Raw genomic sequence first — 16795 nt, 5'->3', positions numbered from 1 at the left:
CGGCTCCCCTCAATCCCGGCCACGCGGCGGGCGCGGTGGCGCGTCCGCCTGGAACAATGGCAGCAGATCGGACAGATGGTCCAGTTCAACCCGCCGCAACCCATCCGCCGAGCCATCGCCGCGCGACCGGCGCGGCTGCGGCATCAGGGCGCGGTTAAAGCCCAGCTTGGCGGCTTCCTTCAGCCGCTGGTCGGTCTGGCTGACGGCGCGGATATCGCCCGACAGGCCAATCTCGCCAAAGACCACGGCATCGGCCGGCACCGGCTCGCCCGTCAGGCTGCTGATCAGGGCGGCGGCAACGGCAAGATCGGCGGCGGGTTCAGAGATTTTCAGGCCACCCGCCACCGACAGATAAACGTCGTTCGCCCCGATGGCGACCCCGCACCGCGCCTCCAGCACGGCCAGAACCATGGCAAGGCGCGACGTGTCCCAGCCCACCACGGCCCGGCGCGGCGTGCCCAGGGGGGAGGGGGCGACCAGGGCCTGTACCTCCACCAGCACCGGCCGCGTCCCCTCCAGCCCGGCGAAAACGGCGGTGCCGGTAATGTCGCGGCGGCGGTCGGCCAGGAACAGTTCGGACGGGTTCGGCACCTCGACCAGCCCGTCTTCGCCCATCTCGAACACGCCGATTTCGTCGGTGGCACCGAAACGGTTCTTGACGGCGCGCAGGATGCGGAACTGGTGCCCGCGCTCCCCCTCGAAATAAAGGACCGTATCGACCATGTGTTCCAGCACACGGGGGCCGGCGATCTGTCCGTCCTTGGTCACGTGACCGACGATCAGCAGGGTGATGCCCTTGCGCTTCGCCACCCGGATCAGTTCCGCCGAACAGGCGCGAACCTGCGCCACCGTTCCCGGAGCGCTGTCCAGCGTGTCGATATACATGGTCTGGATCGAATCGATCACCGCCACTTGCGGGCCGTCGGCGGCCTCCAGGCTGGCCACGATATCCCGAACATTGTTGGCTGATGCCAGTTGGACGGGTGCGTTGGCCAAGCCTAAGCGGCTGGCGCGCATGCGCACCTGATCCACCGCTTCCTCGCCGCTGATATAGGCGCAGCGCGTTTCCTGGGCCAGACAGCAGGTGGCCTGCAGCAACAGGGTCGATTTGCCAATGCCGGGGTCGCCGCCGACCAGCAGCGCGGAGCCATGGACAAGGCCGCCGCCGCAGACCCGGTCAAATTCCTGAATGCCCGTCATGCGGCGGGGCGCGTCGCTGGGCACGCCCGACAGGGCCACGAATTCGATCTTGCGCCCGCCACCGGCCTTGCCCAGCCCCTTGGGCATGGCGTCGGCCACCTGTTCCTCGACAAGCGTGTTCCATTCCCCGCAGGCGTCGCACTTGCCCGACCATTTGGGATAGCTGGCGCCGCAATTCTGGCAGACATATTTGCTGGTGGCGCGGGCCAAGGTCGTGACAGCTCCCAGGGGTGGCGGACGCGGCCCCTATATAGACGCTGGAAGGGCCCGTGGGGAGCCCTTCATAACACGAATGCAATATGCGCGGGATGCGTGCCGGACGGGGTACGCCCTCAGCCTACCCGACGCGGATCGCGCGCCGGTGCCGTAATGACCGGTTCCCGCCGGCCATTGGGGCCGGGTGCGGGGCCGCCCAGGGTGGGTTCACGGCGCACAGCACCGCCTGCCGGCGGCGGGGGCGGGGCGGGGCGACGGCCCTTGGCCTTGGGTGCCGGCTTAACCTGCCGACGACCGCTTCCCCACCAGAAACCCAGCATGCCAACCAGCAGTGCGCCGATGGCCCCCATCAGGCCATAGCGTACCCAGTCGGGCAGGCTGTCCGGGTTGAAGCCACCGGCCTCTTCCGGGGTCTCATGCGTCACTTCGGTTTCGACGCTGCTGCGCGGGGCGGCGTCGGGCTGGGCATTGCTGCTGCCGACGGACGGGGCAGGGCTGGCCGATGGCGTTGCCGTCTGCGGCAGGGCCGCCTGTTGCTGACGCGTGGCGACCGGCAGATCAGTGCCGCCGCGCGACACGCCCAGGACCGTGCTTTCGGTGCCGCCGCCGCGATCAACAGACGTGGCGACGGGGGCCGCCTGCGGCTTCACATCCGCCTCACGCAGGTTCACGGGCGCGCTGGCCTTGGCGCGGCTGGTCGGGTCGGCCAGATTGCCGACACCGGTACGTTCGGGCCGACCGCGCATCATGCTGTCGATGGTGCCCTGATCCAGGCGGCCCGTGCCCTTCAGCCCATTCTTTTTCTGATAGGCGGCGATGGCGGCGGCGGTGGCGCTGTCCATCTTGCCGCTGGCCCGGCCCTGATAGAAACCCTGCTGATCCAGGATCTGCTGTGCCCATTGGATGGTGGCGGCATTGGGGCCCTGATCCTGCGCGGTCGCGGCCGGAACCGCCAACAGCAGCAGCAGGGCAAGCATTGCCATGCCAGCCTTGGGACGGTGGTGACGGGCGGGACGGGTACGGGCCGGCGCGGACAAGACAAACACCCCTGCAAAAGACGGGACGAAATTGGGCCACACTGTTGTTGCGGCGCATCATCAAGGGATGACACCGCCATTATCCGTTGGCAAGTGCGACAGGGGTGCGGCCGCATCATGGCAGATGCGGATGATGGACCGGCCCGCCGCCGCAGCCTATACATGGACATGGATCATGTCCTTTCGAAGGCCGAATTGACCAATTCCAGCAACGATACGGCACCTGCCGCGAACGCGCCCGACACGGCCCCGCCGCCCGACCTGATGCTGGCGGGCGGGGCGTGGCTGTCGATCATGGCGCTGCTGGACGCGCTGCTTCTGGGGCTGTCGCCTGTTCTGCTGGGCCTGCGCGCGGTAGGCCTTTTGCTGCTGGCGGCATGCTGGTGGCAGGGGCCGCGCGTGCAGCGCTGGCTGCCGCCGCTATGGCTGATCATCACGGCCACGGGGCAGGTGGCCGCCACATATCTGTGGGTGGATGCGGGCGTGGGGGCCATGGCCATGGCGGGCGGCACGCTGGCCGCCTTCCTGCTGTTGCCCGTGGCGGCACCCTTGCTGCGCGGATTATCCAGGCCGCTGCGTCCGGCCACAGCACCGGTGGCGACGTCGGATGCGGTGCCGCTGCCGGTGCTGCGGCTGATGGCGGATAATCTGAACGGTCGGCTTAATACCATGATCCTGGAACTGGAGGCGCTGACCAACGGTCCGGTATCGCCAGCCCAGGCGATCCAGCTTCGCCTGCTGCGCAACGAAGTGTCGGTCATTCAGACCCTGGTCCGGCAACGGCTGGGCGGCGCCTCTTCCTGGGATGTCCGCCGGCAAGAACCGGCGCGGGTGGTGCCCGTGACGCCCCCACCGCCCGCGCCATCGGCGGCGCGCATCGCCGGAACGCCCAACGGCCTGTCCGCCCTGATCGTTGACGACGATCCCGTTGGCCGCAGCCTGACGCGGCTGCTGCTGGAACAGGCGGGCTATGCCGTGGAAGAAACAGACGACGCCAAGATGGCGTTGGAAATGGCGCTGATGGAGGGGCCGGATGTGGCGCTGATTGCAGCCCGCATCGGTCGGCACAGCGGTCTGGCCCTGGCATGGTGCATCGGGCGGGGCGGGGGGCCGCCGGTCGTGCTGCTGCGCGGGCGCGCCGATCCTGTCAGCGACCATCAGCAACAGCGCAGCCGCATCGCCGCAACCCTGGGCAAGCCGGTCACGGCGGAGGGTCTGGTAAAGGTGCTGGATCCACTTCTGGCCGGGCGCCGACCAGTGGTGCCGTCAGCGCCCCCCGTCAGCACGCCCGCACCATCGCCGCCGGATACGGCACCGGTGCTGGATGTGCGGGTGCTGGAGGAACATCTGTCGATCCTGGGTGCGGCCCGGGTTATCCAGATTATGGACAGTTTCGGGCGCAATGCGCCGGACACGCTGGCTGCCGTCGCCGATGCCATGGAGAAGGGCGACATTGCCGGCGTGGGCAAGGCCGCGCACAAGCTGGCGTCGGGTGCCCTGACAGTTGGTTTGACGGTCCTGGGCCGGTTGGCCAAACAGGCCGACAGCGCCGCCAAGCGTGGCGATGACGCCGAAGCGCTGGCGGCGGCGCGGCAGTTCCATGCCGCCTTCGCCGCCGGTCAGGCGGCTCTGGCGGGTTTCCGCCGCGACCGGCTTACAGCTGATCCGTGATTTCGGCGGCCAGACGGTAGCCCAGGCCCTTTTCCGTGATGATCACGTCCAGCGAGCCGCTATCCTGCATCTTGCGGCGCAGGCGGCTGACCAGCACGTCGATGGTGCGGTCATTGGGGTTGCGGTCGGTGCCGCTGACCGCGTCGATCAGCTGATCGCGCGTGACGACCCGGCCGCCCGACCGGACCAGCAGACCCAGCAGCTCAAACTCGCCCCGCGTCACCCGCACCTCCACCCCCGCCGGATCGACCAGTCGGCGGCGGGCCAGATCCATGGTCCAGCCCGCGAAGTACCGCACCGTCCCCTCGGCCTTGTGCATCTTGGTCGGGTGGGTGCGGCGCAGCAGGTTGCGGGCGCGGGCCAGCAGCTCACGCGGGTTGGGCGGCTTGGTCACATAATCGTCGCCGCCCGTCTCCAGCCCGAAGACGCGGTCGCCATCATTGGCGCGCTGGGTGACGATGATGATCCCGACATTGGAAATTTCGCGGATGGAGCGTGCCAGGCTGAACCCATCCTCGTCCGGCAGCTCGATATCCAGAAGCACCAGATCGGGTGGCTGACGCTGCATCACCTCCCGCGTCTGCTTGCCATTCTCCGCTTCGGCCACCAGGAAACCGGCCTCGTGGAAATAGCCAGCCAGCAGGGCGCGGGTCGCCGGCTCGTCCTCGACGATCAGAACCAGCGGGGCATCGGCGATCTCGGACATCCGGAACGGAACTCCATCCAGCGGGTGCGGGATGCCGGTGCAAAAACAGCGCCCGGCGCGGAACGTTTCTCCGGCTATAGCCCTTTTTCGCAGAAAAATGAAGCCGTTGGGCGATGGTCCCCCGCATGGGAGACCACCACCCAACGGCGCGGTACGCGGACTGCTGTCTTTAGGTTGTAATTTATTTAAGACAGGAAACAGCTTGATTGTTTCCGCCGTCGGGCCAGGGTGCGGGGCTTGCCCCCTGGCCCAACTCTGTTACGCCCCCAGTTCCAGGAGCGAAGCATTGCCGCCGAAGGCCGTCGTGTTGACGGTCAGCGTCTTTTCCGTGACGAAACGGTGCAGATAGTGCGGGCCGCCGGCCTTGGGGCCCGTGCCCGACAGGCCCTGTCCGCCGAACGGCTGCACACCGACCACGGCACCCACCATGTTGCGGTTGATATAGGTGTTGCCCACGGGCAGCGTCTTGAACAGGTTCTGGGCGCGGCCTTCCAGGCGGCTATGCACACCGAAGGTCAGGCCATAGCCGGTGGCCGCAATCTCTGCCGCGACCTTGTCCAGGTCCGATGCCTTGAAGCGCACGATATGCAGGATGGGGCCGAACACTTCGCGCTTCAGCTGCGACAGGCTGCCGATCTCATACAGGCGCGGGCCGAAGAAGGTGCCGTTCTGCACCGCGTCCGGCACACTCACGGCCTTGATCAGCCGCGCCTCGCCATCCATCCGCTGCGCATGCGCGATCAGGATGTCGCGGGCATCATCATCGATGACGGGGCCGACATCGGTCGCCACATCGATGGGGTCGCCTAGGCGGATCAGATCCATGGCCCCGGCCAGCATGTCGGCCAGCTTGTCCGCGATCTCTTCCTGCGCGAACAGGACGCGCATCGCCGAACAACGCTGCCCCGCCGACTGGAACGCCGAGGTGACGCAATCATCCACCACCTGCTCCAGCAGGGCGGTTGAGTCTACGATCATGCAGTTCTGACCGCCCGTTTCCGCGATCAGGGGCACGATGGCGCCGTCACGCTCGGCCAGACTGCGGTTGATCAGGCGGGCGGTTTCGGTGGAACCGGTGAAGCAGACGCCGGCGATGCGGGTATCGGCGACCAGCGCGGCACCGACCGTCGCGCCATCACCGGGCAGCAGATGCAGGACATCGCCGGGCACACCAGCCTTGTGCAGCATGCGCACCGCCTCGGCGGCGATCAGCGGGGTCTGCTCGGCGGGCTTGGCAATGACGGCATTGCCGGTCACCAGGGCGGCCACCACCTGACCCACGAAAATCGCCAGCGGGAAGTTCCAGGGGCTGATGCAGGCAAAGGTGCCGCGACCGGTCAGGTGCAGCTCGTTGCGCTCCCCCGTGGGACCCGGCAGCAGCACGGGCTTCAGCCCGCTGCGCGCCTGGGCCGCATAGTAACGGCAGAAATCCACAGCCTCGCGCACCTCGGCGATGGCGTCGGGCAGGGTCTTGCCCGCCTCCCGCACCAGCAGGGCCATCAGCGCGGGCGCGTCGATCTCCATCAGGTCGGCGGCGCGGTCCAGGCAGGCGGCGCGATGATCGGCCCCTTCCCGGTCCCAGGCCTTCTGTGCGGCGACCGACAAGGACAGGGCGCGTTCCACGGCGTCCTTACCAGCCAGAACGACGGTGCCGACAGTGCGCGCCCGGTTGGCGGGGTCGGTCACGGGCTGGGTGGGGCCGTCCAGTTCAGCCCCGCCCACGATGGGGCCAGCGGTCCAGTTCCGGGCCAGGGCTGCCTGCATCTGCTCGGTCAGGGCCGCCACCTTTTCCGGGGCCGTCAGGTCGAAGCCTTTGGAATTGGGACGCTCGGCACCATAGATGTCGGCGGGGGTGGGGATGCGCGGATGACGCAGCATGCCTTCTTTCTCCAGGAATGCGGCCGGGTCGGCAACCACGTCACTGACGGGCACGTCCGGGTCCATGTAGGCGTTGACGAAATTGCTGTTGGCGCCGTTTTCCAGCAGGCGGCGCACCAGATAGGGCAGCAAATCCTCATGCGTGCCCACCGGCGCATAAATGCGCACACGCGGGAAGGCGGGCAGGACCTCGCGCGCTGCCGTGTACAGCAGCTCGCCCATGCCGTGCAGGCGCTGGAACTCCAGGTCGCGATTATCGCCGGCCAGATGCAGGATGGCCGCGATGGTATAGGCATTGTGGGTCGCGAACTGCGGATAGATCGCGTCCTTGGCCGCCAGCATCTTGCGGGCACAGACCAGATAAGACAGGTCCGTCGCCGCCTTGCGCGTGAAGACCGGATAATCGGGGTGGCTGGCAATCTGGGACATCTTGATCTCGGTGTCCCAATAGGCCCCCTTGACCAACCGCACCATCAGGCGGCGGTTGGCAGCGCGGGCCAGATCAACCAGCCAGTCGACCAGCAGATGGGTGCGCTTGGAATAGGCCTGAATGGCCAGACCCAGCCCGTTCCATCCGGCCAGATCGGGGTCATGGGCCAGGGCGGACAGGATATCCTGCGACAGTTCCAGGCGGTCTGCCTCTTCGGCATCAATGGTCAGGTTGATGTCCCAGCGCTTGGCCTGCAACGCCAGCCCCTTCACGGCGGGCACCAGACGGGCCATAACATCGGCATGCTGGGCCTGAACATAGCGCGGGTGCAGGGCCGACAGCTTGATCGACACGCCGGGGGCGGCCACCGGGCCACGGCCCGCCGCCTCTGCCCCCACCGCGTCGATGGCCTTCACATAGGCATCCAGATAGCGGGTGGCCTGTTCCCAGGTGCGGGCCCCTTCGCCCAGCATGTCATAGGAATGGACGGTGCCGGTGGGGCGGGCCTTGCGCGCCTCGGCCATGGCTTCCTTGATGGTGCGGCCCAGCACGAAATGCCCGCCCATGACGCGCATGGCCTGACCCATGGCGGTGCGGATCACGCTTTCGCCCGACCGGGCCACCATACGCTTCAGGAAATTGCCGGCATCGCGTTCGCCGCCGCGTTCCAGATCGGTGATCTTGCCCGTCAGCATCAGGCCCCAGGCGGCGGCATTCACAAAGGCGCTGTCGCTGCGGCCCAGATGCGCATCCCACTGACCCTGCGCGATTTTCTCAGCAATCAACCGGTCCGCCGTCTCCGGGTCGGCGATGCGCAGCAGGCATTCGGCGATGCACATCAGGGCCACGCCCTCATTGTTCGACAGGCCGAATTCCTGCAGGAAATTATCCAGCGGCCCCAGTTCACGCCGGCGCAGCCGCGCCGCCTCCACAATCGCCACGGCCCGGTCATGGATGCCGGTCCGCTCTGCGGCGGTCAGCCCATGGCTGCGCAGCAGACCGGTGACGACAGTGACCTCATCGGCATGCTTGGCCTTGCGCAGGTCATTCAGAACGGTGCCGGACATCGCCGTAACTCCGAGACATCAGATTAAGGTTAAGGTCGGCGACCGCCGACCCGCAGCACGTGCGGCGTAAGCCAAGGCGGCGGATGCCGCCGCCCGGCGCCTGATGGAACAGTAAATTCACTCGGAGTATGGCAAATTCTCTGGACGATTTTTCTCCAAAGAAAGGGTTTTTGCAGGATATCATCCGGTAAGATTGACATTCTGCCAGAGAATATAATGCCCGCTGATTCCGCATCTGCGAAGCTCGACCGTATCGACCAGAACATCCTGCGCATCCTGCAGGAAGATGGCCGCATCTCGAACGTGGAACTGGCCCGACGGGTGAACCTTTCCCCCACGCCCTGCCTGGAACGGGTGCGCCGTCTGGAACGCGACGGCTTCATCCGCCAGTACGTGGCCCTGCTGGACCCCGACCTGCTGGACCGCTCACTGGCGGCCTTTATCGAGGTCCGCCTGGACCGCACCACCCCAGACGTCTTCCAGATTTTCGCCGACGCTGTGCGCCGGTTGGATGAGATTCAGGAGGCCCATATGGTGGCCGGCGGCTTCGACTATCTGATCAAAGTCCGCGTCGCCGACATGGCCGCCTACCGCGCCTTCCTGGGCGACAAGCTCTCCTCCATCCAGGGGGTCGCGCAGACCCACACCTATATGGTGATGGAGGAAGTGAAGAACACGCATGTGGTGCCGGTGGTGGGAAGGTGAGGGGGGGTGGATCGTCCGCATTGTACGCGACAAGACTCAGACGTTCCGCCGCCGACAGGGCGATGCCGCCGGGAGGGTCCAATTGGGACAGCGTGTGGCCATTTACTGCCGCGTGTCCACGGCCGATCAGTCCTGCGAGCGGCAGGAGCGGGATCTGCTGACCCTGGCCATGCGGGCGGGGTACGAGGTTGTCGTCGTCTAGAAGGAAACAGGGTCCGGTGCCAAGCTGGACCGGGCGGAGCGGAAGAAGGTGATGGCGCTGGCCCAGGCACGACAGATCGATGCCTTGCTGGTGACAGAGCTGTCGCGCTGGGGCCGCAGCACCATGGACCTGCTGCACACGCTGCGGGAACTGGAGGCCCGCCGCGTGTCGCTGATCGCCATGAGCGGCATGGCTTTCGACCTGGGCACAGCCACCGGTCGCATGCTGGCGACCGTCCTGGCCGGGATCGCGGAATTCGAGCGCGACCTGTTGAGGGAACGGGTGCGGTCGGGCCTCACAGCGGCCAAAGTCCGACCGGTTGGCGCCCAAGGTACTGGCCCTGGTCGCGGCGGGGCGCAGCTATCGGCTGATCGGCAGGGAATTGGGGCCGAGCCAAGAATACGGTGGCGGAGATCGTCGAGGGCCACCGGGCCGCGGTGCCCCTCGACTGAACGGGTTCACCAGACTGCTGCATTCAGTTGCAACCACCTGCGAGGGTAGAAATTGACATAATTTTCGCTTATACTGATTACTGTCATATGCGCAGGGGGCGGCAGTTGGTTGGTCCTGGTATGGTTTTACAGAGGGGTATCAAGGCCGCCTTGTTCACCTCGACGATATTGCTGGCTCTGGTCGGTGCGGTCGCAGCGCAGGAACGGGACCCGCGCCTGAAGGACCCGACCATCGATTTCAACACGGTCGAACTTTCCACCCTGCCACCGCTGCAATTCACCTTCGTGCCGGAATGGCGGAAGCTGGAGGGGTTCAGGCGGTTTGTAGCGGCGAAGCCACTGCGGAGGCTTGCCACTCCAGGAAAGGAAGCGCTGTGCGAGTCCTTTTGGGCCGATTGGGGAAACAAAAGTGAAAAGATTAAGGTCGTGGAGCCGATCATCCAGACCAATATCGTGGATGAACTGGAATCCTCGCCTCTGAGGAAGATGTGCCCTGATTTGTCGCTTGTTTATCCCGGTTATTCCGAGAGTTCTACGGGTTACACTGATTTCAAGGCACGATATGGATTGAGAATATTTGATGCGTCTACAGATGCACAGAAAGTATATGTTTACCAAAAGGGGTACTTCGGATTGGGCAAGAGTGTTTGGGAGGAGCCCAAGACCCCGCAAGAATTGGAACAAATGATACAGAATAAGGTAAATCACTTGGAGAGACGCAGAGGTACAACCATTTTGATTCCTGAAAAATCCTGCAAGCCACGAGAGATTGCATCAAAGCTTACACCGTTCATGACCGTGGATCGCGTCGCGGATGATGGATACATCGCGGACGATATAGTGCTGTCTTATGAGGGGGGATTTTATACCTTGAGAACATATGATTATGTCCAGATAGGAAGGAGGATTGACTTGATATCAATGGAAGAAGGTGGGGATTTTGGTTGGGAAATATGCAAACTGTATAAGTGATTGAAGGGAATATAAAATGACCATAAAGGATAAGATAGTATCATCACAGAGTATATTGACCGCTATACGGGGCGGGTTATCCGAGACAGAAGGTGGCTTGGGCCCATCGGAATTCAAACTGACATCCAGCAGATGATCCCAAGATCATAAGGTGACCGTCAAACGGCCCTTTGGCGGTCAACACGGCGGCTGTCCGGAAATTGGCAGGTGCGATGGCAATCCGGACGAACTTTCCGGACACAGCGTTCGTAACAATGTCCGCTTATGTAACGTTCACCGGGACGCCCAAACGACCAAAACGGCGCGCATGGCTGACTTTTCCCCCCTCTTGTGCCATACTGGCCGCAACGGTGTCGCTGCGCGTGCGGACGCCGGAGCAGTCGATGCGGATAACGCTGTTGGTCGTGAAACACCCCCTTATTTTGTGTTGCATCATGTTGCACGGCGCGCCGCCGGATGCTCCCTTCCTTACCGCCAGGACCAAAGCCCGAAGGCACCGACATGACCCAGGACGCAACCTATCTTGCGGTTTTCACCAGCAATAAGAACAGTCCCCGCTGGCGGGCCTGGTACGCAATGAGTGAGGCGGAGAAGCGGGCCACGGATGAGCGGGGGCTGGCGGCACTCGCCGCCTGGGATGAAGCGCATAAGAATGTGATTGTCTATCAGGGCGGGCCGCTGGGGCCGACCAAGCGCACCTCACCCGACGGCATCGCCGATGTGGTGAATGAGTTGACCGTGTTCGTGGTGGTGCGGGCACCGTCGCATCAGGCGGCGGCGGAGATGTTTGCGGGGCACCCGCATTTCACCATCTTCCCCTGCGACAGCGTCGATGTCATGCCGCTGCTGGGGCCGAAACAGGATGCTTGAGGGGGTGTCGTGACGCATCGAGTTTACGCCATGAGCTTCGCCAACCTGTACCCACTCTACGTCGCCAAGGCGGAGAAGAAGGGGCGCACGAAGGCGGAGGTGGATGAGGTCATCCGCTGGTTCACCGGCCACAGCCAGGAAAGCCTGGAGGCGGAGATTGCGGCTGGGACGAACCTTCAGGACTTCCTGACCCAGGCCCCGGCCCTGAACCCGGCCCGCAGCCTGATTACCGGTGTCGTCTGTGGCGTGCGGGTGGAGCAGGTTGAAGAACCGCTGATGCGGGAAATCCGCTATCTGGACAAGCTGATTGACGAGTTGGCGAAGGGCAAGGCGATGGAGAAAATCCTGCGCCGGTAGGGTGCAGGCTCAGTCCAGAACCCGCGCCACCTTGCGCATGCCCAGCGCGTTGGTCAGGACCATGTCGTCGGCGCGGCGCAGGTCCGCTACCGTCACCGCCCGTTCCTCCGCCCGCCAGTTCTTAATCAGGGCGGCGCGCATGGTGCCGGGCAGGGCACCTTCGGCCACGCTCGGCGTCACCCAATGCCCGTCCAGAGACAGGAAGATATTGGCGGCGGTGGCCTCCGCCACGCGGCCCTGGCTGTTCAGCATCACGGCATCATCGGCCCCACGCGCCGTCGCCTCCCGCCTTGCGATGATGCTGTCCAGATAGTTGAGCGTTTTCAGCCGTGACAAGGGCGATTTCTCATTGCGGCAGGTGGTGCGCGCGATGATTAGCCTGGCCGGCGGTGCCTCTGCCGGGATGCGGCCGGCGGCCAGCATCAGGGTAGGGGCGGGGGTGTCGGGCCGGGGCAGGCCACGGGGGCCGGGGCCGGCGGTCAGGGTCAGGCGCACCGCCGCCTCCCCCTCCATCCCGTTGGCCCCCAGAAGGCCCAGGATGGCATCGTGCAGGACCTGATCGCCCACCGGAACGGGCAGGCCTAAGAAATCCGCCCCATCCCGCAGGCGCTTCAGGTGCGCATCCAGGCGCAGGGGTACGCCGGCCTTGACGGCGATGGTCTCAAACAAACCATCGCCCAGGGTCAGGCCGCGATCATGGGCCAGCAGGGCGGGTTTGTCGGCGGCGATGAAGTCACCGTTCAGCCAGATGACGCTCATGCCGCCCGCTCCCCCGCCTCATCCACCGCGATGGCGGGGGGCCAGGCCATGACGGGGTCCAATGCCGTCAGGATGGCCTTGGCCTTGGTCAGGCTTTCCTGATACTCGGCCTCCGGCTCGCTGTCGGCCACGATGCCGCCGCCGGCCTGCACCTGTACCCTGTCGCCCAATATGGCGGCGGTGCGGATGATGATGGAACTGTCCATGGCCCCATCCCAGCCGATCCACATCACCGACCCGCAATAAGGGCCGCGTCGGGCAGGTTCCAGCTCATGGATGATCTCCATGGCCCGGATCTTCGGCGCGCCGGTGATCGATCCGCCAGGAAAACTGGCGCGCAGCAGATCGACAGGGCCCAGGCCGGGCTTCAAATGTCCTGTGACCACCGAGGTCAGGTGATGGACGGTGCGGTAGCTTTCCAGCCCCCACAGGCTGGGCACCTTCACCGACCCGATCCGTGCGACCCGTGACAGGTCATTGCGCAGCAGGTCCACAATCATCAGGTTTTCTGCCCGGTCCTTCTCCGACGACAGCAGCTCGGCGGCCAGTGCGGCGTCGCGCACGGCGTCGGCATGGCGGGGACGGGTGCCCTTGATGGGCCGCGTCTCGATGGCCCCATCGGCGGACAGCGACAGGAACCGTTCTGGCGACCCCGACGCGATGGCGCGCCCGTCCCCGAGGTTCAGGAAGGCAGAGAAAGGGGCGGCGGTGCGCGGGCGCAGCCGGCGATAGGCGTCCCAGGCCGTGACGCCAGGGCGCAGGCGGCCCAGGAAGCGCTGGGTCATGTTGGCCTGATAGATGTCGCCCGCCCGAATATAGTCCAGGATGCGCGCCACACGGTCGCGGTAGATGGCAGGCGACAGCTCCGCCTCCCACCCCGGTCGGCGCAGCAAGCCGTCGCCATTGTCACGCGACAGCGGCGGGGCATTGGTCAACCGGTTGTGCAGCGCGTCGGCCAGCTCCCTGGCTCGGTCGGGCCGGCGGGCGGGATCGGCCTCGCGCTCCGCACCTGACAGAACCCAGGCCTTGTCCTGGGCATGGTCGATGATGGCGACCGTGTCATAAAGGCCGAAGGCCATGTCAGGCAGGTCGATGCCGGTGCCGCGCGGACTGGGCAGCTGTTCCAGATAGCGGCCCAGCTCATAGCCCATGACACCGACAGCGCCACCGGTGAAGGGGGGGAGGCCAGCGGGCAGGACCCGCGCAAAGGGGCGGAGGGCCAGCTCCAGTGCGGTGAAAGGATCGTCGGTCAGGCGCACACCATCGCGCGTCACCGTCCCGTCGCCCGCCACCTCGATCCAGGAAAAAGGGTCGGCGGCGAGGATGGAATAACGCGCCCGCCCCCCATCCGCCGCCCCGCCATCCAGCAGCATGGCCCCCTTCTGCCCCGCCAGCATCGCGAACGCGGCCATCGGGTCGGGCAAGGTCAGGGGCAGAACATGGAGCGCGGCGGGGTTGGTCATGACCGGGACCATAACCGGGCCGGGCGGGTTCAACAATGGCATCTGCCCTTCCAAATTTTGGAACCCGGCGTTAGGCTGAAGCATGATCGTGATCGGCACCAATCTGGTGGAAGCCTATTTCGCGGCGCATGCCGGCCATCGTGGCATACGCGCGGCGATGGGCCAGTTTGATGCATGGTTGACCATTGCCAAGGCTGCAAACTGGCGAACGCCCGAGGATGTGAAACGGTCCCATCCCAAGGCCAGTATCCTGAAAGGTGGCCGGGTTGTGTTCAATATCAAGGGCAATGACTTTCGCCTGATTGTGCTTGTTGAATACCGGGCCGGTGTTCTTGCTATCCGGTTCTTCGGTTCGCACGAAGATTATGACCGTATCGACGCGGAGACCATCTGATGAAGGCGACACTTATCCTTGTCGAGAATGACGCCGATCTGGCGGAGGCACAGGCATTGGTGGTCAGCCTGATGGCATCCGATGATCCGGGCGATCTGGCCCGGATGAGGGCGCAGGCCCGGCTGGTGGCCGATTATGAGGAGACCCGGTGGCCGCGGGGCCGTGTCTCCATCCCCGATCTTCTGACCCACCTGCTGGATCAGCATGGCATGACCCGCCGGGATCTGGTCCCATTGCTGGGCACCACCAGCCGGGTCAGTGAGGTGATGTCCGGCAAGAAGGCATTGAGCCTGTCGATGGTAAGGCGGCTGCGCGCCCGGTTTGGTATTCCCGCCGACCTGTTGATCCCTGTTGCGGGGGATACGCCCGCGCACGCCGCCTGAAAAGGCGGCACCAACCCCTGGCATCATGCCGCCAGCACCCCATATCCCGTTGGCGCCCCATCTCGCGCGGTGAGTGCGGGGTGGGGAACTTCATCGTAACGGGGTTGTTTCACCTCTGGTCGCGCGGCTGCCTTCGCGGTTAGTGTGGCCGGGTTCGGTATCAATCGGAACGGGTCATGCGGATCATCCTGCGCGTTTTCGCCATCATCGGCTTTCTGTCTGTGCTTTTTGTGGCGGGTGCCATCGCCCTTGGCGTGCATCTGGCCAACCGGCAGCCCAAGTTGCCCGACAGCATCGTTCTTGAACTGGACCTGGAGAAGCCGCTGGCCGAGGCACCGGCCAACAGCCCGGTCGCGGGCCTGCTGGGCGATCATCGCACCACGGTGGAACAGGTGGTCCGCACCTTGAACCGGGCCTCCAAAGACCCGCGCGTCAAGGGCGTCATCGCGCGCACCGGCAATGGCGTGCATTCGTTTGCCGTGACGCAGGAACTGCGCGACAGCATCGCCAAGCTGCGCAAGGCAGGCCGCTTCGCCATCATCCATGCTGAAAGCTTCGGCGAGATGGGCAACGGCATGCAGCCCTATTATCTGGCCACCGCGTTCGAGCAGGTGTGGATGCAGCCGATGGGCGACATGGCCATCACTGGCATGCAGGCCGAACTGACCTTCCTGCGCGGCACGCTGGACAAGCTGAAGGTGGAGCCGCAGTTCCGCAAGCGCGAGGAATACAAGTCCTTTGCCGAGCAATATACCGAAACCGGCCCGACCCCCGCCAACCGGGAGGCCATCGACAGCCTGATCGGTGATCTGTTCAATCAGTGGGTGACCGATGTGGCGCTGGCCCGTGGCATTAATGATGCCGCCGTCCGCGCCGCCGTCGACAAGTCCCCGTTGATGGACAAGGAGGCGCTGGACGCCAAGCTGATCGACAAGCTGGCCTATTGGGATGAGGCGGTGGATTGGGCCATCGAAAAGGCCAAGGCCGCCAGTACCGCCAATGGCGAGCCGGAACTGGTCAGCCTGCAGGATTATAATCGCGCGCCGCCGGACGGGATCGACATGTCGATCACCGATGCGCCGCTGGTCGCCATGATCGTCGGTGACGGTGCCATCATGCGCGGCGACAGCCAGTCCGATCCCCTGTCGGGTGACGAGAGCTTCGGTGCCGCCACCATCGCCGCTGCCTTTGACCAGGCCATCGAGGATGACAATGTGAAGGCCATCCTGTTCCGCGTGAACAGCCCTGGTGGCAGCGCCGTAGCATCAGAGGTGGTGCGCCGCAAGGTGCTGAAGGCCAAGGCGGTGGGCAAGCCGGTCATCGTCTCCATGGGTGCCGTCGCGGCCTCTGGTGGCTATTGGGTGTCCATGGGTGCCGACCGCATCGTGGCCGAACCCGGCACCATTACCGGCTCCATTGGCGTCATCGCGGGCAAGATGGTGGTGCGCGGTCTGACCGATTGGGCCGGGGTGAATATCGAGCCGATCAGCCGCGGTGCCAATGCCGGCATGTGGTCCTCCAACACGCCGTTCAGTGAGACCCAGGAAGCCCGCCTGAACGCCTTCCTGGACGGCACTTATGCCGCCTTCACCCAGGGCGTGGCCGAAGGCCGCAACCTGCCGCTGGACAAGGTGAAGCAGATCGCCAAGGGCCGTGTCTATACGGGGCGTCAGGCCAAGGAACTGGGCCTTGTCGATGAACTGGGTGGCTATGCCACCGCCATGGGCGAGGTGCGCAAGGCCCTGAAACTGGCCGATGATGCGCCCGTTCGTGCCGTGACCCTGCCGCACAAGCGCTCGCAGTTCGACTTCATCATGGAACTGCTGTCCGGTGATGCCCGCGCTACTGTCAGCGATGCTGTGACGGCGCAGGTGGCTGAGCGGACCCTGGCCCCGTTCCGGCCCGCTCTGTCCACCCTGGCCCCCTATCTGAAGGCGGATCAGGATATGGTGGTGCTGATGCCGGCCATGGTGCGGCACGGGTTCTGAACCCGGACCGTGACGGGTGGGTCTTCATGGCCCACCCGTACTTCT

Annotated in this window: 14 protein-coding genes and 1 pseudogene; 9 read left to right on the top strand and 6 right to left on the bottom strand. The window is 65.1% G+C overall.

What is annotated here, in order from left to right; translation table 11 throughout:
• Positions 1–9 precede the first annotated feature (9 nt).
• Together radA and ABC729_RS09980 are read right to left on the bottom strand one after the other, a co-directional pair.
• On the bottom strand, positions 10–1410 hold the full coding sequence (radA, locus tag ABC729_RS09985) for a DNA repair protein RadA (RefSeq protein WP_495607454.1): 1401 nt from the start codon (positions 1408–1410) through the stop codon (positions 10–12).
• A gap of 122 nt (positions 1411–1532) precedes the next feature.
• Positions 1533–2399 carry a peptidoglycan-binding domain-containing protein gene (locus tag ABC729_RS09980; RefSeq protein ID WP_495607453.1) on the bottom strand — a complete coding sequence of 289 codons (867 nt, stop codon included), beginning with the start codon at positions 2397–2399 and terminating at the stop codon, positions 1533–1535.
• Between the two features lie 171 nt (positions 2400–2570).
• Here ABC729_RS09980 and ABC729_RS09975 point away from each other — a divergent pair, with 171 nt between their 5' ends.
• Positions 2571–4124 carry a response regulator gene (locus tag ABC729_RS09975; RefSeq protein ID WP_495607452.1) on the top strand — a complete coding sequence of 518 codons (1554 nt, stop codon included), beginning with the start codon at positions 2571–2573 and terminating at the stop codon, positions 4122–4124.
• On the opposite strand, the gene ABC729_RS09970 is transcribed toward ABC729_RS09975, so the two are convergent.
• Both ABC729_RS09970 and putA read right to left on the bottom strand, forming a co-directional pair.
• Positions 4108–4830 carry a response regulator gene (locus ABC729_RS09970; protein WP_495607451.1) on the bottom strand — a complete coding sequence of 241 codons (723 nt, stop codon included), beginning with the start codon at positions 4828–4830 and terminating at the stop codon, positions 4108–4110. The genes ABC729_RS09975 and ABC729_RS09970 overlap by 17 nt on opposite strands.
• Before the next feature lie 258 nt (positions 4831–5088).
• Positions 5089–8205: a bifunctional proline dehydrogenase/L-glutamate gamma-semialdehyde dehydrogenase PutA gene (gene putA, locus ABC729_RS09965; RefSeq protein WP_495607450.1), complete on the bottom strand. Its 3117-nt coding sequence runs from the start codon at positions 8203–8205 to the stop codon at positions 5089–5091.
• 216 nt (positions 8206–8421) lie between these two features.
• On the opposite strand from putA, the gene ABC729_RS09960 reads away from it, so the two are divergent.
• From ABC729_RS09960 to ABC729_RS09940, 5 genes and pseudogenes are all read left to right on the top strand, one after another.
• Positions 8422–8910, top strand: a complete 489-nt coding sequence (locus ABC729_RS09960; protein ID WP_495607449.1) for an Lrp/AsnC ligand binding domain-containing protein — start codon at positions 8422–8424, stop codon at positions 8908–8910.
• Positions 8885–9613: pseudogene (locus ABC729_RS09955) on the top strand (recombinase family protein). Before ABC729_RS09960 ends, ABC729_RS09955 begins: the two are co-directional and overlap by 26 nt.
• A 56-nt stretch (positions 9614–9669) precedes the next feature.
• A complete protein-coding gene (locus tag ABC729_RS09950; RefSeq protein ID WP_495607448.1) occupies positions 9670–10536 on the top strand; it encodes a hypothetical protein in 867 nt (288 codons plus the stop codon).
• 501 nt (positions 10537–11037) lie between these two features.
• Entirely contained in the window at positions 11038–11406 is a 369-nt protein-coding gene (locus tag ABC729_RS09945; RefSeq protein WP_495607447.1) for a hypothetical protein, read from the top strand.
• A gap of 30 nt (positions 11407–11436) precedes the next feature.
• Complete coding sequence (locus ABC729_RS09940) at positions 11437–11763, top strand: DUF2200 domain-containing protein (RefSeq protein WP_495607446.1); 327 nt, start codon at positions 11437–11439, stop codon at positions 11761–11763.
• Positions 11764–11772: 9 nt separating this feature from the next.
• On the opposite strand, the gene ABC729_RS09935 is transcribed toward ABC729_RS09940, so the two are convergent.
• Together ABC729_RS09935 and pabB are read right to left on the bottom strand one after the other, a co-directional pair.
• A complete protein-coding gene (locus tag ABC729_RS09935) occupies positions 11773–12522 on the bottom strand; it encodes an aminotransferase class IV (RefSeq protein ID WP_495607445.1) in 750 nt (249 codons plus the stop codon).
• The gene (gene pabB, locus ABC729_RS09930) at positions 12519–13985 is read right to left on the bottom strand and encodes an aminodeoxychorismate synthase component I (protein WP_495607444.1); all 1467 of its coding nucleotides are present in this window, start codon (positions 13983–13985) and stop codon (positions 12519–12521) included. The genes ABC729_RS09935 and pabB overlap by 4 nt, the downstream gene beginning before the upstream one ends.
• An 82-nt stretch (positions 13986–14067) precedes the next feature.
• Here pabB and ABC729_RS09925 point away from each other — a divergent pair, with 82 nt between their 5' ends.
• The 3 genes from ABC729_RS09925 to sppA all read left to right on the top strand — a co-directional run bounded on the left by ABC729_RS09925 (position 14068) and on the right by sppA (position 16750).
• Positions 14068–14379, top strand: coding sequence for a type II toxin-antitoxin system HigB family toxin (locus ABC729_RS09925; RefSeq protein WP_495607443.1), 312 nt, complete (start codon positions 14068–14070; stop codon positions 14377–14379).
• Entirely contained in the window at positions 14379–14762 is a 384-nt protein-coding gene (locus tag ABC729_RS09920; protein ID WP_495607442.1) for a helix-turn-helix domain-containing protein, read from the top strand. Before ABC729_RS09925 ends, ABC729_RS09920 begins: the two co-directional genes overlap by 1 nt.
• A gap of 176 nt (positions 14763–14938) precedes the next feature.
• Entirely contained in the window at positions 14939–16750 is a 1812-nt protein-coding gene (gene sppA / locus ABC729_RS09915; protein WP_495607441.1) for a signal peptide peptidase SppA, read from the top strand.
• Positions 16751–16795 lie beyond the last annotated feature (45 nt).

The sequence above is a fragment of the Niveispirillum sp. CC-CTL257 genome, from assembly GCF_059489915.1.
Note: the sequence above shows the minus strand (reverse complement) of the source record. Positions and strands in the feature narration are given on the sequence as shown.

Bases quoted from the DNA above. Each gene is read 5' to 3' on its own strand.
- sppA (WP_495607441.1), top strand. From the start codon at position 14,939: ATGCGGATCATCCTGCGCGTTTTCGCCATCATCGGCTTTCTGTCTGTG.
- ABC729_RS09980 (WP_495607453.1), bottom strand. From the start codon at position 2,399: ATGGCAATGCTTGCCCTGCTGCTGCTGTTGGCGGTTCCGGCCGCGACC.
- putA (WP_495607450.1), bottom strand. From the start codon at position 8,205: ATGTCCGGCACCGTTCTGAATGACCTGCGCAAGGCCAAGCATGCCGAT.
- ABC729_RS09925 (WP_495607443.1), top strand. From the start codon at position 14,068: ATGATCGTGATCGGCACCAATCTGGTGGAAGCCTATTTCGCGGCGCAT.
- ABC729_RS09970 (WP_495607451.1), bottom strand. From the start codon at position 4,830: ATGTCCGAGATCGCCGATGCCCCGCTGGTTCTGATCGTCGAGGACGAG.
- ABC729_RS09960 (WP_495607449.1), top strand. From the start codon at position 8,422: ATGCCCGCTGATTCCGCATCTGCGAAGCTCGACCGTATCGACCAGAAC.
- ABC729_RS09945 (WP_495607447.1), top strand. From the start codon at position 11,038: ATGACCCAGGACGCAACCTATCTTGCGGTTTTCACCAGCAATAAGAAC.
- ABC729_RS09920 (WP_495607442.1), top strand. From the start codon at position 14,379: ATGAAGGCGACACTTATCCTTGTCGAGAATGACGCCGATCTGGCGGAG.
- pabB (WP_495607444.1), bottom strand. From the start codon at position 13,985: ATGACCAACCCCGCCGCGCTCCATGTTCTGCCCCTGACCTTGCCCGAC.
- ABC729_RS09935 (WP_495607445.1), bottom strand. From the start codon at position 12,522: ATGAGCGTCATCTGGCTGAACGGTGACTTCATCGCCGCCGACAAACCC.
- ABC729_RS09975 (WP_495607452.1), top strand. From the start codon at position 2,571: ATGGCAGATGCGGATGATGGACCGGCCCGCCGCCGCAGCCTATACATG.
- ABC729_RS09940 (WP_495607446.1), top strand. From the start codon at position 11,437: ATGAGCTTCGCCAACCTGTACCCACTCTACGTCGCCAAGGCGGAGAAG.